The 14,604-nt window shown below is 58.8% G+C and carries 16 protein-coding genes; 4 read left to right on the top strand and 12 right to left on the bottom strand.

Annotated elements, in window-relative coordinates; all coding sequences use genetic code 11:
• Positions 1-106: 106 nt before the first annotated feature.
• Positions 107-1,081, top strand: coding sequence for a GDP-mannose 4,6-dehydratase (locus I5L79_RS14380; RefSeq protein ID WP_196955754.1), 975 nt, complete (start codon positions 107-109; stop codon positions 1,079-1,081).
• A 55-nt stretch (positions 1,082-1,136) separates the two neighbouring features.
• Here the strand turns inward: I5L79_RS14380 and I5L79_RS14375 are convergent, their stop codons facing one another.
• The 12 genes from I5L79_RS14375 to hisG all read right to left on the bottom strand — a co-directional run bounded on the left by I5L79_RS14375 (position 1,137) and on the right by hisG (position 11,680).
• Complete coding sequence (locus tag I5L79_RS14375; protein WP_196955753.1) at positions 1,137-1,784, bottom strand: lipid-A-disaccharide synthase N-terminal domain-containing protein; 648 nt, start codon at positions 1,782-1,784, stop codon at positions 1,137-1,139.
• 10 nt (positions 1,785-1,794) lie between these two features.
• Positions 1,795-2,574, bottom strand: coding sequence for a glycosyltransferase (locus I5L79_RS14370; protein ID WP_196955752.1), 780 nt, complete (start codon positions 2,572-2,574; stop codon positions 1,795-1,797).
• A gap of 114 nt (positions 2,575-2,688) precedes the next feature.
• Positions 2,689-3,225: a GNAT family N-acetyltransferase gene (locus tag I5L79_RS14365; RefSeq protein WP_196955751.1), complete on the bottom strand. Its 537-nt coding sequence runs from the start codon at positions 3,223-3,225 to the stop codon at positions 2,689-2,691.
• A gap of 85 nt (positions 3,226-3,310) precedes the next feature.
• Positions 3,311-3,949, bottom strand: a complete 639-nt coding sequence (gene hisIE / locus I5L79_RS14360) for a bifunctional phosphoribosyl-AMP cyclohydrolase/phosphoribosyl-ATP diphosphatase HisIE (RefSeq protein ID WP_196955750.1) — start codon at positions 3,947-3,949, stop codon at positions 3,311-3,313.
• 116 nt (positions 3,950-4,065) lie between these two features.
• On the bottom strand, positions 4,066-4,824 hold the full coding sequence (hisF, locus tag I5L79_RS14355; protein ID WP_196955749.1) for an imidazole glycerol phosphate synthase subunit HisF: 759 nt from the start codon (positions 4,822-4,824) through the stop codon (positions 4,066-4,068).
• Positions 4,825-4,932: 108 nt separating this feature from the next.
• Positions 4,933-5,649, bottom strand: a complete 717-nt coding sequence (hisA, locus tag I5L79_RS14350) for a 1-(5-phosphoribosyl)-5-[(5-phosphoribosylamino)methylideneamino]imidazole-4-carboxamide isomerase (protein WP_196955748.1) — start codon at positions 5,647-5,649, stop codon at positions 4,933-4,935.
• Between the two features lie 13 nt (positions 5,650-5,662).
• Entirely contained in the window at positions 5,663-6,253 is a 591-nt protein-coding gene (gene hisH, locus I5L79_RS14345) for an imidazole glycerol phosphate synthase subunit HisH (RefSeq protein WP_196955747.1), read from the bottom strand.
• Between the two features lie 222 nt (positions 6,254-6,475).
• Positions 6,476-7,588 (bottom strand): bifunctional histidinol-phosphatase/imidazoleglycerol-phosphate dehydratase HisB, encoded by a 1,113-nt coding sequence (hisB, locus tag I5L79_RS14340; RefSeq protein WP_196955746.1) that lies wholly within the window; start codon positions 7,586-7,588, stop codon positions 6,476-6,478.
• A gap of 54 nt (positions 7,589-7,642) precedes the next feature.
• Positions 7,643-8,233 carry a hypothetical protein gene (locus tag I5L79_RS14335; protein ID WP_196955745.1) on the bottom strand — a complete coding sequence of 197 codons (591 nt, stop codon included), beginning with the start codon at positions 8,231-8,233 and terminating at the stop codon, positions 7,643-7,645.
• 70 nt (positions 8,234-8,303) lie between these two features.
• The gene (hisC, locus tag I5L79_RS14330) at positions 8,304-9,356 is read right to left on the bottom strand and encodes a histidinol-phosphate transaminase (RefSeq protein ID WP_196955744.1); all 1,053 of its coding nucleotides are present in this window, start codon (positions 9,354-9,356) and stop codon (positions 8,304-8,306) included.
• Between the two features lie 60 nt (positions 9,357-9,416).
• Positions 9,417-10,718, bottom strand: coding sequence for a histidinol dehydrogenase (gene hisD / locus I5L79_RS14325; protein ID WP_196955743.1), 1,302 nt, complete (start codon positions 10,716-10,718; stop codon positions 9,417-9,419).
• Between the two features lie 110 nt (positions 10,719-10,828).
• Positions 10,829-11,680, bottom strand: a complete 852-nt coding sequence (gene hisG / locus I5L79_RS14320) for an ATP phosphoribosyltransferase (protein ID WP_196955742.1) — start codon at positions 11,678-11,680, stop codon at positions 10,829-10,831.
• 512 nt (positions 11,681-12,192) lie between these two features.
• On the opposite strand from hisG, the gene I5L79_RS14315 reads away from it, so the two are divergent.
• From I5L79_RS14315 to I5L79_RS14305, 3 genes are all read left to right on the top strand, one after another.
• A complete protein-coding gene (locus I5L79_RS14315) occupies positions 12,193-13,095 on the top strand; it encodes a DUF2911 domain-containing protein (protein ID WP_196955741.1) in 903 nt (300 codons plus the stop codon).
• A 90-nt stretch (positions 13,096-13,185) separates the two neighbouring features.
• Positions 13,186-13,755 (top strand): Crp/Fnr family transcriptional regulator, encoded by a 570-nt coding sequence (locus I5L79_RS14310; protein WP_196955740.1) that lies wholly within the window; start codon positions 13,186-13,188, stop codon positions 13,753-13,755.
• Between the two features lie 70 nt (positions 13,756-13,825).
• Positions 13,826-14,599 carry a sterol desaturase family protein gene (locus I5L79_RS14305; RefSeq protein WP_196955739.1) on the top strand — a complete coding sequence of 258 codons (774 nt, stop codon included), beginning with the start codon at positions 13,826-13,828 and terminating at the stop codon, positions 14,597-14,599.
• Positions 14,600-14,604 lie beyond the last annotated feature (5 nt).

Raw genomic sequence — 14,604 nt, 5'->3', positions numbered from 1 at the left:
AGGTGAGTGCCTACGTATACGGCGGCGGCGGGGTGGCAAAATCGGCTACCTTTGCCGTCTTCCCTGGTCTTTTTCGGGAAGCATCCCTCCTATTTTCTTTCTGCCAATGGCGTCTGTGCTGGTCTCTGGTTGCGCTGGATTTATCGGGTCACACCTCGTGGAGCTACTGCTGCAGCGCGGGCACCGCGTGACGGGCCTGGATAACTTTGACCCGTTTTACGGCCGCCACCGCAAAGAACAGAATATGGCCGGATTCCGGCAGCATCCCCGCTTCACCTTTCACGAGGTAGACTTACGCCACGGCCAGGATGCGCTGGTAGACGCCCTGCCCGCCGAACCGATTGAAGTAGTGGTCCACCTGGCCGCCAAAGCCGGCGTGGGGCCCTCCGTGCAGGCTCCCATCGACTATCTCGACAACAACGTGCTGGGTACCACCCACCTGCTGGAATGGATGCGGCAGCGGGAAATCCGAAAGCTGTTTTTTGCCTCGTCGTCCTCCGTGTACGGTAATACGCCGGCGCGGCCGTTCCGGGAAGATGCCAACCTGCAGGCCGCGTGCATCTCGCCCTACGCGGCCTCCAAGCTCACCGGCGAGCAACTCACCTACACCTACCACCACCTCTACGGGCTGGACGTGCTCAACGCCCGGTTTTTTACCGTGTATGGGCCCCGCCAGCGTCCCGACCTGGCCATTCATAAATTTGTGCGCCTGCTGCAGGCCGGGCAGCCTATTCCCGTGTTTGGCGACGGCAGCACGGCCCGCGACTATACCTTCGTGCTGGATACGGTGGCAGGCATTGCGGCGGGCGTGGAGCATCTGCTCACACACACGGGCGTGTACGAAACCCTGAACCTGGGCAACAACCGCCCGGTGACGCTGCTGGAGCTCATTAAAGCTGTGGGACAGGCCGTGGGCGTGGAGCCGGAGCTGCGCTTTCAGCCCATGCAGCCCGGCGACGTGGACGTCACCTACGCCGACATCACCAAGGCCCACCAGCTCCTGGGGTACGCCCCCCGCACTCCCCTGGCCGAGGGCCTGCAGGCTTTCGTGCAGTGGATGGGTCAGCAGGAAGGCCAGTAAACAGTAGTAAGAAAGAAGCTCTACTTAGCGGGCTTTGGCTGTAGTTTAGCTGAGTTTAGCTGAGGGATGCCTGCTGCCGGGCCTGCTCCCGCCGCAGCAGCACAATGTTGCGGGCGTACACCACCGTGCCAAACACATTCCCAATAAGCAGCACGGCATCCTGGCGCAATGCGGCGTACACCAATATCAGCACCGAACCGACGAAGCTGATAACCCAGAAGCTCAGCGGCAGGGACGACTCGCCCTTGCGCTCCGAGTAGATCCACTGGTAGACAAAGCGCAGCAGAAAGATGGTTTGCCCGATGGCGCCCAGCGCCAGCAGCCCGGCCGGAATGCGGCTGCCCAGCATAGCCCGCAAACTGAAGTGCTGGGTGCCCAGGATAAACCACCCCAGCATGACCACCGGAAACACGTAGGCCGCGGCCCGGAACCAGCCGTTGAGCTTGCGCCATTCGCCCAGCAGCTGCAGGTTGCGGATATAAATGGCGTAGCTGATGAGCTGGGCCAGCAGGATGACCGGGTCGTGGCGCAGAATGCCGTAGACAATCATCAGAAACGAGGATACCAGACTGATCTGCCAGAACAGCGTGGGCACCAGCACCCGCTTGGCCCGCTCACTCTGCACCCATTGCAGCACAATCCGGCTCGAAAACAGCAGCTGTGAGACCAGCCCAATACCCAGGGCAACGGTTTGCGAAGTCATAGCGCCTGCCTTAGTTGCCCGCTGACTCGGTTACCGCGGTTTCGGCCCGGTGATGCTCCCCAATTTCGTAGTTTTTCCAGCGGCTGCGGATCCAGCGGAAACCAAACGTATCGATCAGCGGCTTCCAGGCCCGGTTCCAGAGGTTGTACTTGGCTGTGCCGGCAAAGCGCGGGAAATGGCGCACCGGCAGCTGCTTCACCTTACCGCCCTGCAGCTGCACCAGCGCCCCCAGGAAGCGGTGCATGCCATGGAACAGGGGAATGCGGCGGGCATAGTCGGTTTTGATGATCTTCAAGGGGCAGCCCGTGTCCTGAATCCCGTCGTTGATGAGGGTGCGGCGAACGGTATTGGCAATGACCGACGACAGCTTCTTCACGAAGGTATCCTGACGCTTGGCCCGGATGCCGTTGACCATATCAAACTCGGGCAGAAACTCAAAGAACGTGAGAAAATCCAGCGGCGTGGTCTGAATGTCGGAGTCGATATAGCCGATGAGCGTAGTGCGGGCGTGGTCGATGCCGGCTTTCACGGCCGTACTCAGGCCCCGGTTCTGGCTGAGGCTGATAAACTCGTAGGCCGGCTTCTGGTGGCATACGTCGCGCAGAAGAGCCAGGGAGTTGTCGGTGGAGCCGTCGTTTACGAACAGTACCGTAGTAGCCACCGGGGTTTCGGCCAGAAACTTGTCCATCTCCACTACAAACTGCCCCAGGCTTTCTTCTTCGTTGTACACGGGCACCAGCACCGTAAGACTTTGGGAGGCAAGGTAAGCAGCGCGGTCGGGAGCAGACATAGAAACAACGGGTAAAACGGGGCGCAAAGTACGGAAGGTTTTCAGGAAGCGTAGCTGCCCATACGCAACAGGGCCCAAACGGATAGGTTTGGAGACTTTTACGGGGTTGTAGCCTTACGGAAGCAGCGCACTCCACGCCTGCCGCAACACCGACATCACCAGCTTATCATGAAAGGCCCCATGCCGAAAGCACGCCTGCCGCAGGCGGCCTTCCAGCTGGAACCCGGCCCGTAAGTAGGCCTTCACGCCGCCTTGATTGGGCTCCGAAACTGTCAGCATAATTCGGTTCAGACGCAAGTCAGAAAAGCCCCGCGCCACCACTTGCCGGGTGACCTCCGTGGCAATGCCTTTGCCCCAGTACCGTTTTTCGCCCACCAAGATGAAATATTCGCCGGATTGATTGACCGTTGAAATGCTGGTAATGCCCGCGTAGCCAATCAACTCCCGCGTTTCGGCCAGATACACGCCCAGTGTCAGGCTTCTGATATCCGCCAGCGTAGCCGTCAGCCATTGTGTAACTTCAGCCAGTGTATTCAACTGTTGAAACACCGACAGCGAGTATGCAATAACTTCCGGGTCCTGAATCCACCGATGAAAAATAGCAGCTTGTTCGGCATGTAGGGGTAACAATTGGATAGCATAAGAAGTCATAAACTACAGAAAGGATAAGTGAGTGAACGGTGCCCGCGTCTATAAGCCCACAGACAGCTTTTCACAAGGGGTCAGCTGTTCGATGTTACTCCCGGCGCACACCGCCGGAGATGGTACTGTGGCGCTGCCGGAGCACAGTTACCACATCTTCCATGGATAAGCCTGAGGCCGTGAGCAGCACCAGCAAATGGTAAAGCAGGTCAGCGGCTTCGCCTTTGAGGCCCTCGGTGTTGCCAGCTACCGCATCAATAACAGTTTCGACGGCCTCCTCTCCCACTTTCTGGGCTATTTTGGGCATCCCCTTGCGAAACAGGGACGCCGTGTAGGAATTGGGCTCTTCGTCGGGGTGCTGGTGGCGGCGCTGCACCAGGCGCTCCAGCTCCGCCACGAAGCTCACAGCTGGGGCCGGATAGCGCGTCTGATCGGCTTGCTCGAAGCAGCTGGTAGTGCCCCGGTGACAGGTGGGGCCGTCGGGGCGGGCCAGGATAAGCAGGGCATCCTGGTCGCAATCCTCGTGCTCACTTACCACGGTGAGGTAGTTACCTGACGTTTCGCCCTTGGTCCAGAGGCACTGCTTGGAGCGGGAAAAGAACGTGACGCGGCCCGTTTCCCGGGTTACCCGCTGCGCTTCCTCGTTCTGGTAGCCCAGCATGAGCACCTGTCCCGTGTGGACATCCTGCACAATCACGGGAATGAGCCCATCGGGCATTTTGGCAAAATCCATTCTTTAGTATTGAGTAAGTAGTTGGTAATAAGTAATGAGTAGTCGAGTTGGCTGGTATCAATGACATGAGCTGTAAAACTGTACTCACTACTCAATACTACCTACTCACTACTACTTTACAGCCGCACGGCAATGCCGTCCTGGCGCAGGTGCTCTTTCAGCTCCCTAATGCCGATTTCACCGAAGTGAAAAATGCTGGCGGCCAAACCAGCATCGGCATGGGCAAGCTGAAACACGTTGGTAAAGTCCTGCTTGGAGCCGGCCCCACCCGAGGCTACCACCGGCACCGAAACAGCCCGGCTGACGGCCCCGGTAATGTCCAGCGCGAAGCCGTCCTTGGTGCCGTCGTTGCTCATGGAGGTGAGCAGAATTTCGCCGGCGCCGCGGTCAGCAACCTCCTGGCACCACTGCAGGGCATCCAAGCCGGTGTTGTGGGTGCCAGCCCGGGTATAGATCTGCCAGCCACCAGGCTCATGGTAACGGGCATCGGCGGCCACCACAATGCACTGGGAGCCGAAGCGGGCGGCTAGCTCATCAATCAGCTCCGGGCGCGCTAGAGCGGCTGAGTTGATGCTTACTTTGTCGGCTCCGTTCATCAACAGGGCTTCCACGTCGGATATGGTGCCGATGCCGCCACCCACGGTGAACGGAATGTCCAGCTCGCGGGCTACGTCGCGCACCAGAGCCACCAGCGTGGCGCGCTTCTGGTTTGTAGCGGTAATATCCAGGAACACCAGCTCGTCGGCCCCCTCACGGGCATAGCGGGAAGCCAGAGCCACCGGGTCGCCGGCGTCGCGCAGGCCCTCAAAACGCACCCCTTTCACGGTGCGCCCGTCCTTCACGTCGAGGCAGGGAATGATTCGTTTGGTTAACATCTTGTTCGTTTTTCGTTATTGGATTTTCGTTTTTCGTCTGAATGGCGTGTTGCTGCCTTAGTTATCAAGCACAGGCGAACAATAAAAAGCCAACCACGCAAAACGAACCTATAGCCAGGGCCGCAGCTGTTCCAGGGTAATAGTGCCTTCGTAGATGGCTTTGCCGATTATGGCCCCGTGCATACCCACGGCGGCCAGCGCCTCCACGTCGGCAATGGTAGTGACGCCGCCGCTGGCAATGAGACGGGCAGCAGGCACTTGCTCGCGCAGGGCGGTGTAGGTGGCCAGAGAAGGCCCCTGGAGCTTACCGTCTTTGCTTACGTCGGTGCAGATGAACGTAGTGGCTCCGCTGGTCAGGTAGCCCTCCACAAACTCCCGCAGCGTCCGCTCACTCTGCTCGGCCCAGGCGTTGATGGAAATATGGTTATCGCGGTAGTCAGCCCCAATGATGATACGCTCCGCCCCAAACGTCTGGAGCCAGCCGTTCACCGTTTCCGGCTCGCGCACGGCAATGCTGCCGGCGGTAATCTGCCGGGCTCCGGCGTCAAAGGCCTGGCGGACGGTCTCCCCGCTCTGCAGCCCGCCTCCGAAGTCGATGTGAAGGCGGGTGTGGCGGGCAATTCGCTCCAACACGGGCAGGTTTACGGGGCGCTTGGCGCGGGCGCCATCAAGGTCTACCAGGTGCAGGCGCTTCACGCCGGCGGCCTCGAAGCGTTGAGCCACGGCCAAGGGGTCGGCATCATAGGTGGTCTGCTGGGCGAAGTCTCCCTCCGTCAGGCGCACGCACTGTCCATTGATCAGGTCGATGGCGGGAATGATTTCCATGGTGTGATTAGGACTACAGCTTGAGAAAGTTTTCCAGGATGCGGGTGCCGACGGGGCCGCTCTTTTCGGTGTGGAACTGCACGGCGTAGAAGTTCTCGTGCTGCACAGCCGCGCTGAACGGCTCCGGGTAGGCGGCCTCCGCAATGGTATATCCGCCCACCGGGGCATAGTAGCTGTGAACAAAGTACACGTAGTCCTCGCCGCTGAGGCCCTCAAACAGCGGGCTGCGTAACGTCTGCAGGTTATTCCAGCCCATGTGAGGAACCTTATACTCCGGCGCGGCCGGGAAGCGCACCACGTCGAAAGGCAGAATACCCAGCAGGTCGGTGCCTCCGCCTTCCTCGGTGTGGCGGCCCAGCAGCTGCATCCCCAGGCAGATACCCAGGAAGGGTTGCGTAAGTGTGGGCAGCAGTTCGTGCAGGCCCTGGGTCCTCAGCTCCCGCATGGCCGAAGCAGCCTCGCCTTCACCTGGGAACAGCACCTTATCGGCGCGGCGAATTACGTCATGGTCGGCTGTGAGCGTAGCCTGCACGCCAAGCCGTTCCAGCGCAAAAAGCACCGACTGTACGTTACCGCCTTTGTAATCAATGATGGCTATTCCCATTTGAATATATCGGTTGTTAGCAAAGGTTTGCTACTGTGTTTAAACAAATGTGTAAATAGGTTTTGAGCTGGTTAATTAGTGTTGCTCAAAGCAAAAGGCATTATTACTACAACACCAGTCGGTTCATTGTAATACGTTCCTTCGCCCCACTCAGAGCAATAGTTACGCACCCAATACTCACCCAGACAGTAGCTTACCCATTTGTTAAAACAAATGGGTAAGCTACAAAATACCTTTGGTGCTGGGTATCTCCATACGGCCGGCGTCGCGCACTAAGGCCATCTTAATCGACTTAGCTACGGCCTTGAAGATAGCTTCGATCTTGTGGTGCTCGTTCTGGCCCTCGGCTTTGATGTTGAGGTTGCACCGAGCAGCGTCGGAAAAGCTTTTGAAGAAATGGTAAAACATTTCGCAGGGCATATCCCCTACTTTTTCGCGCTTGAACTCAGCATCCCACACAATCCAGGGGCGGCCCGAAAAGTCAATGGCGGCCTGGGCCAGCACGTCGTCCATGGGCAGCAGGAAGCCGTAACGGGCAAGGCCGCGCTTGTCACCGAGGGCAAGGGTGAAGGCTTCGCCCAGGGCAATGGCCGTATCCTCGATGGTGTGATGTTCGTCGATGTGCAGGTCGCCCTGCACCGTGATTTTCATATCCACGCCCGAGTGCTTGCTCAGCTGGTCGAGCATATGGTCGAAGAAGCCCAGCCCGGTGTGCATCTCGGGGCGGCCGTTGCCGTCGAGGTTCAGCTCAATGCTGATTTTAGTTTCGTTCGTGTCGCGTTGTACCACGGCGGTGCGGGCGGGTAGCCGGAGAAACTGGTATATTTTTTCCCAGCTCATTGTCGTCAGCGCGGCGCGCTCGTCGCCCTCCCCTTCCGGCTTCAGCAGAATAGACTGGCAGCCCAAGTTCTGAGCCAGCTCCACGTCGGTCACTCGGTCGCCGATGACAAACGAATTCTTCAGGTCGTAGCCGCTGGTCTCGCCCAGGTACTGGGTGAGCATACCGGTGCCGGGCTTGCGGGTGGGCAGGTTCTCGTGGGGAAAGCTCCGGTCGATGTGCTCCCGCACGAACTCCACTCCTTCCGAGCGCAGCACATCAAGCATCATGGTGTGGGCTGGCCAGAAGGTATCCTCCGGAAAGCTCCCGGTGCCGAGACCATCCTGGTTGCTCACCAGCACCAGCTCGTAGTCCAGTTCCCGGGCAATACGCGCGAGTCCGGTAATAGCGCCGGGCACAAACTGAAATTTCTCCCGCGTCAGCGCGTCCACCTGGAAATCCGTCGGCGGCTCAATAAGGATGGTGCCGTCGCGGTCAATGAAGAGTACTTTTTTCATGAAATTAAATGATGTTCGTTGTCGTGGCTGACCAAGACTCTGTAAAGGCAAGGGTTAGCTACTAACTCGCAGTTCAAGGTTCCATTGCCGGTCAACTTGTGAGAAGTACTTATCCAACAACGCATAGGCAGCTTGCAGGGTCAGAACTTCATCTTGCGTTTGTAGATCGGTAGGTATCATGCTTCTGTCTCGCCCAAGAAGCTTGGCAACATTTATCCTAATACTGTCTGAATCGAAAGGGCCTTGCATCTCTTCAATTACATGCACACACCCAGCCATTGCTTCTCCTGGATCTTTACATGTCAGGAGGAACTGCACAAAAAAATTCACATAATCGGTGCAGTCATATTGTGCACAGGGAAAGATGAAGTTGGAACTGTACTCTCTATTCTCACTTGCTTTTGCAGCTCTCATTAATGGCTTTAAGACCTGCGGGTCTGTAGCTTCTCCAAACAGATCAGCTATATAATGTTTGGATATTTGACTGGAGGCGCATTGCAACAGTTTTGAAAGCAGGCGAAAAGCTTTGGGCCAAGGCTGCTTCATAGTAGCCAAAATCTGATTCAGTTCAGCGTGTAGCTCTACGTTATTGAGTGCTTTCGCTTTAGCAACGGCAGATTTGAGTTGACTCAGTGTTTTGGCCATACTAGTTGTTGAAATGAAGCGGTAGAGATGCTTCGAAAAGCCCAGCAGAACGCTTACTCCTTAGTATATACTACTCCGCAAACTCCCGCAGCGCCTGGAGTAGCTGCTCGTTCTCGGCGGGGGTGCCCACGGTGAGGCGGAGCGTGCCCGCGCAGCCGGGCTGGGTGGTGCGGTTGCGCACGATGATGCCCCGGGCGACCAGGAAATCATACAGGGCCGTGGCGTCGGGGTGGAAGCGCACTAGCAGGAAGTTGGCATCCGAGGGGAATACCTCAGCCACGATGGGCAGCGCGGGCAGGCGCTCCTGCAACCATTCGCGGCCCTGGAGCAACTGCAGGCGTAGCGCCTCAAAGCGAGCAGCGTCGTGCAAAGCGGCCAGGGCGTGGCGCTGGGTAGCTTCCGACACGTTATAGGGCGGCTTGATATTATTGAGGTAGCCAATGACTTCCGAAGAGGCGAAGGCCATACCCAGGCGCAGGCCCGCCAAGCCCCAGGCTTTGGAAAAAGTTTGCAGCACCACTAGGTTGGGAAATTCGTCCAGGCGGGTTGTCCAGCTGGCAGTTGGGGCGAAGTCGGCGTAGGCCTCATCCACCACCACGAGTCCGCGGAAACCGCGTAGAATTTCTTCCATGTACTGGGCGTGCAGCAGGTTGCCGGTGGGGTTGTTGGGCGAGCAGAGCCATACCAATTTTGCTTCCGAGGCTACTACCCCGGCCACAATTTCAGGGGAAAGCTGGAAGTCGGGCGTCAGTTGGATACGCTCCACACGCACATCGTTCAGGTTGGCCGCTACCTCGTACATGCCGTAGGTAGGCGGCAGGATGAGCAGGCTGTCCTGGCCGGGCACGCAAGTGAGGCGCACCAGCAGGTCGATGGCTTCATCAGAACCATTGCCAAGGAAAATCTGCTCCGGCCGCACACCTTTCAGCTGAGCCAGCTCTGATTTCACGGCGCGCTGCTGAGGGTCGGGGTAACGGTTGAACTGGTCGGGGCCAGCGCTGCCGAGGCTGTTCTCGTTGGCGTCGAGCATGACCTGGGCCTCGCCCTGAAATTCGTCGCGGGCCGACGAGTAGGGCTTCATTCCCCGGATATTGGGGCGCACGAGGCTAGTAAGGTTGAACATCGGTTGATTTCTTATGTGCCATCTTCGCTTCGCTCAGGATGACAGCGTATATATGAATTTCTATTCCTCCCCGCCGGCCAGGGCCTCCAGGCGGAGCGTGACGGCGCGGGCGTGGGCGCGGAGGCCTTCGGCTTCGGCCATAGTTTCCACCACGGGGCCCACGTTCAGGAGTCCTTCGGAGGTGAGGCGCTGGAAGGTAATTTTCTTCAGAAACGAGTCCAAAGACACGCCGCTATAGTTGCGGGCGTAGCCATTGGTGGGCAGCGTGTGGTTGGTACCCGAGGCGTAGTCGCCCACGGCTTCCGGGGTGAGATGGCCCAGAAACACGGAGCCGGCGTTAGTGACGCCTTCGGCCAGCTGTTCCGGATTTTTCACGGCCAGAATCAGGTGCTCGGGCGCGTACTGATTCGAGAAGTACAGCATTTCCTCCGGCGTGCGCAGCAGAATGGCGCGGCTTTCCTGCAGGGCCTGGGCGGCCACCTCGGCCCGGGGCAACTCCCGCAGCTGGCGCTCCACCTCGGCTTTGGTCTGCTCCAGTATATATATGGAGTCGGACAGCAACATCACCTGCGAGTCGGGGCCGTGCTCGGCCTGGCTGAGTAGGTCGGCGGCCACGAAGGCCGGGTTAGCCGATTCGTCAGCTATGACGAGTACCTCCGAGGGGCCAGCTGGCATGTCAATAGCTACGCCGTAGCGGGTGGCCAGCTGCTTGGCGGCCGTTACGTAGCGGTTGCCAGGGCCGAAAATCTTGTCCACCGCCGGCACCGATTCCGTGCCTCCACTTAACGCAGCCACGGCCTGAGCCCCGCCCGCTTTCACAATGGTGCTGATACCCAGCAGCTGGGCCGTGAACAGGATGATGGGGTTTACCTGGCCATCTTTCTGAGGCGGCGTACACAGCACGATTTCGGGGCAGCCAGCCAGCCTTGCTGGCACGCCCAACATCAACAAGGTGCTGAACAGTGGCGCGGTGCCGCCCGGAATATAGAGGCCCACGCGCTGCACGGGCAAGGCCCGCCGCCAGCACGTCACGCCCGGCATGGTTTCCACGCGCTCCTCCTGCGGAATTTGCGCTTGGTGGAACCGCAAGATATTGGCGTGCGCCTGCCGGATAGCCGTTTGCAGCTCCGCGGGCACCTGGGTAACAGCAGCCGCCAACTCCTCGGCTCCAACACGTAGGCCGCTAGTGAGGTCAGCCCCATCGAACTGGCGGGCGTAGTAGAGCAGGGCTGCATCGCCACGCTGGCGCACATCCTCAAAAATCTGCTGCACGCGCTGCTCCACGTCCTGGGCCTGCTGCTGGGCGGCCCGCTGCTGCAGCGCCGGCCATTCAGCCTGTACGGGATATTGAAAGATGTTCATCTTAATTAATGTGGGGAATGTGAAAAATGTGTGGAAATGTGAATCATCAACTGCTTCAACTAGTCATTTTTCACATTTCCCACATTCACGCTCATTTGTCACATTCAGCTTTAGCTAATCATTTTCTCAATCGGCAGTACCAGGATGCCTTCGGCGCCGACGGCTTTAAGCTGGCTGGTGATGTGCCAGAAGTCGTCCTCGTTCACCACCGACTGCACCGACACCCAGCCATCTTCGGCCAGCTTGGTTACCGTTGGGGACTTGATGCCAGGCAGCAGGGCCTTCACCGCGTCGAGGGCGGCCACGGGGGCATTGAGCACAATGTATTTATTGCGGCGGGCGCGGCGCACGGCCTGCATCCGGAACTGTAGCTGCTCGAGTAGTTCCTTTTTCTCAGCGCTCAGGTTCTGGTTGGCAATGAGCACGGCTTCGGAGCGGAACACGGTTTCCACCTCGCGCAGACCATTGCCCAGCAGCGTGGAGCCGCTACTAACAATATCACAGATGGCCTCGGCCAGCCCGATGCTCGGGGCTATTTCCACCGAGCCGCTGATGGTGTGCAGGTTGGCTTTTACGCCGCGCTCCGCCAGGTAATCACCCAGGATGCGGGGGTACGAGGTAGCAATGTTCACGCCCTGCAGGTCCTGCACGGAGTCGTAGGCAGCGGCCCGGGGCACGGCCAAGCTTAGGCGGCACTTGCTGAAACCAAGCCCTTCCACTTCCAAGGCGGGGAAACCAGATTCCACCAGCACATTCTGGCCCACGATGCCCAGGTCGGCCACGCCGTCCTGTACGTAGCCGGGAATGTCGTCATCGCGCAGGTAGAGGATTTCGAGGGGAAAGTTGGTGGCTTCGGTTTTGAGCTTGTAGGAAGCCGAGAGGAAGCTGATGCCGCATTCCCGAATCAAATTCAGGGAGTCTTCGCTTAAGCGGCCCGATTTCTGGATGGCCAGACGGAGCATATTTCTTTCAATTAATAATTACGAATTAGTAATGAGCAATTGCCAGGAATGGCCAACACTCAATCGTAATTCAGACTGGGGACTTTGGTGGGAAACAGGGCAACGGACCCAAACGTTGGAAAATGGCCAGTATTCGGCCGGGCCACCTGATTTTCGGGGGCCGGGGAACCAAGGGTGCGGTTCGCCCAACGGGGTCAATATGATGCGTATATTCCTCTAGAAAGAGGAATGATGCCCGTGGTGATGGTGATGCTGGGTCTCAGACGCGCCGGCCCCGGCCAGGCGGCCCGCAACGGGGGCAGCCAGGTGGCTTGAGGGACTCAGGAAAAGCGCGGAGAAAGGCATACGGGGCTTGCAGTAGCGGGGCAAAGGTAAGCGCGCCGGCCAGAGTTGAAAACTTTTCGCCGGAAAAAATCAAATTCACAACCTGTATCTTCGTTCTTTTCGCCCTGCTCCCACTTTTTGGCACTATTGTTTCGAACATGGTGCCTCTCCTGTTGCTGGTTTTGCTTATGGCTTTTACGCGCTTTCTCTTCTCTGCCGGACTTTTGCTGCTGGCGGCCGGGTTCTGTCCTACCGCCGCCGCGCAATCAGGTGCCCCCGATACCACCCAGGTACAGCTACCACTCCCCCAGGCCAGCCCCCGCGCCCTTTTGCAGCAAACCGTGGGGCTTACCGACATAACCGTGGAATATCATTCGCCCAGCGTGAAAGGCCGGGGCGTGTGGGGGCAACTAGTGCCCTACAACCAGATCTGGCGGGCCGGGGCCAACGAGAATACCGTCATCAGCTTTTCCAGCAACGTGCACGTGAACGGCAAGCTGGTGCTGGCAGGCAAATACTCGCTCTTTGTGCTGCCCGTGTCGGACCAGGACTGGCAGTTTGTACTGAATAAGGTAACGACCCACTGGGGCTCGGAGGGCTACGATGCGGCCCAGGACGTGGTGCGTGTGCCCATTGTGCCGGAAGCTTCCGCCTTCCGCGAAACCCTGTGCTACTGGTTTTCGGACGTGCGCCCCACGGCCGCCCACCTCAACCTGAGCTGGGAAAAGCTTACCGGCTCCCTCCTCATCGAAACCGATGTGCATGCGCAGGTGCTGGCCGGCATCGAGCAAACCCTGGCCGCCCGCCCCAACAACTGGCAGCTGCTGGCCCAGGCCGCCGAGTACCTGGTGCAGAACAACCTGCAGGCCGAGCAGGCCCTGCACTACATCAACGAGTCGATTCGCTTAAACGAGTCCTACACCAACACCTGGATCAAGGCCCGGCTTATGGCTTCCAAGCAGGATTATGGCACCGCTGTCGTGTATGCCCGCAAGGCTCTCAAGCTCGGCGACAAAGACGACGCTACCTTCAAGGCCCAGCAGCCTACCATGCGCATTGCCCTCACCGAGTGGCAGGCCAAAGCGTACTAAACATCTTCGATTACTTGCTCTCAACTCTAGCAGGCGCCCCGAAACGGCGCCTGTTTTCTTATCGGCCGCGGAGGCATTACCTTGGCAAGCATGGAAGCGTTTCTTTCCGTGTGCGAGTCGATTCACCCGATGTCGGAAGGGCTGGTAGCGGCGCTGCGGCAGCTGGCGCGCCCGGAAGCGGTGGCCGACCGGGTCTATCTGCTCCAGCCCGGACAAACGGCCAGCCGGCTGTATTTTCTGGAGCAGGGGCTGGTGCGCGGGTTTTACCTCAAGGAAGGCAAGGAAGTCACGTCCTGGTTTATGCCGGAGGGACATTTCGTGATTTCAATTCATTCCTTTTTTGCCCGGCAGCCTTCCCACGAGTACCTGCAGACCCTGGAAGATTGCCGGCTCTGGTCGCTCAGCTACGAGCAGCTGCAGCAGCTGTACCGGGAGTTTCCCGAGTTCAACTTCATTGGGCGCACCCTCACGGAGCGGTACTACGTGCTGAGCGAGCAACGAGCCCTGCACCTGCGCATGTACTCGGCCACCGAGCGGTACGAGCAGCTGCTGCGTGACTTCCCCGCCATCTTCCAGCGGGTGCCGCTCAAACTGCTGGCCTCCCACCTGGGCCTCACCCCCGAAACCCTGAGCCGCCTGCGCGCCCGCCGCAGTTCTTGATAAATATCAAGCGTTCCGGCTTTCCGAAGACTGACTTTTGGAGCATCCTTTTCACTTAGCTCCTTTGGTTATGTTTTCGTTGTTTGCTGCGCTGCTTGTGGGCGGCTACCACCTGTCGGCTCCGCCCCTGCTGGTGTTCATCTTTCTGGCGTTTGTTTTCTGCTTTGTGCTGGAGCGTGTAGTTCCGGGCTGGCAGCTGCCCTGGGTACCCAGCTGGCCGCGGCGGGTACTGACCGTCAACCTGGCCCAACTGCTGGTGGTGGTAGTGGCGGGCTTCTCATGGGAGAAATGGTTTTCGGCCTACTCATTGCTGCACGTTTCCCAGCACCTGGGGCCGGTAGCCAGTGGCGTGCTGGCTTACGTGGTGGCCACGTTCATTTTTTACTGGTGGCACCGCTGGCGCCACACCCAGGATTTTCTGTGGCTGCACTTTCACCAGATTCACCACAGCCCCCAACGCATTGAGGTTATTACTTCCTTCTACAAGCACCCGCTGGAAATGACGGTCAACTCGCTCATTGGCGGCTTGCTGGTGTACACGGTGCTGGGGCTCAGCCCGGCGGCCGGCGCCATCTACACGCTCTGCACGGCCCTGGGTGAGTTTTTCTACCACACCAACGTGCGCACGCCGCGCTGGGTGGGCTACATTTTTCAGCGGCCCGAAATGCACCGCGTCCATCATCAGTACCAGCAGCACAGCCACAACTACGGCGACCTGGTGGTGTGGGACTGGTTATTTGGCACCTACCGGAACCCCGCCCGCTTCACGGCCACCTGCGGCTTCGATGCAGAAAAGGAAGAGCAGTTAGGCGCTATGCTTCGGTTTAAGGACGTACACCAGTAACCCGG

Origin of the sequence: Hymenobacter guriensis, from assembly GCF_015773195.1 — a bacterium.
GTDB classification, from domain to species: Bacteria; Bacteroidota; Bacteroidia; order Cytophagales; family Hymenobacteraceae; genus Hymenobacter; species Hymenobacter guriensis.
Note: the sequence above shows the minus strand (reverse complement) of the source record. Positions and strands in the feature narration are given on the sequence as shown.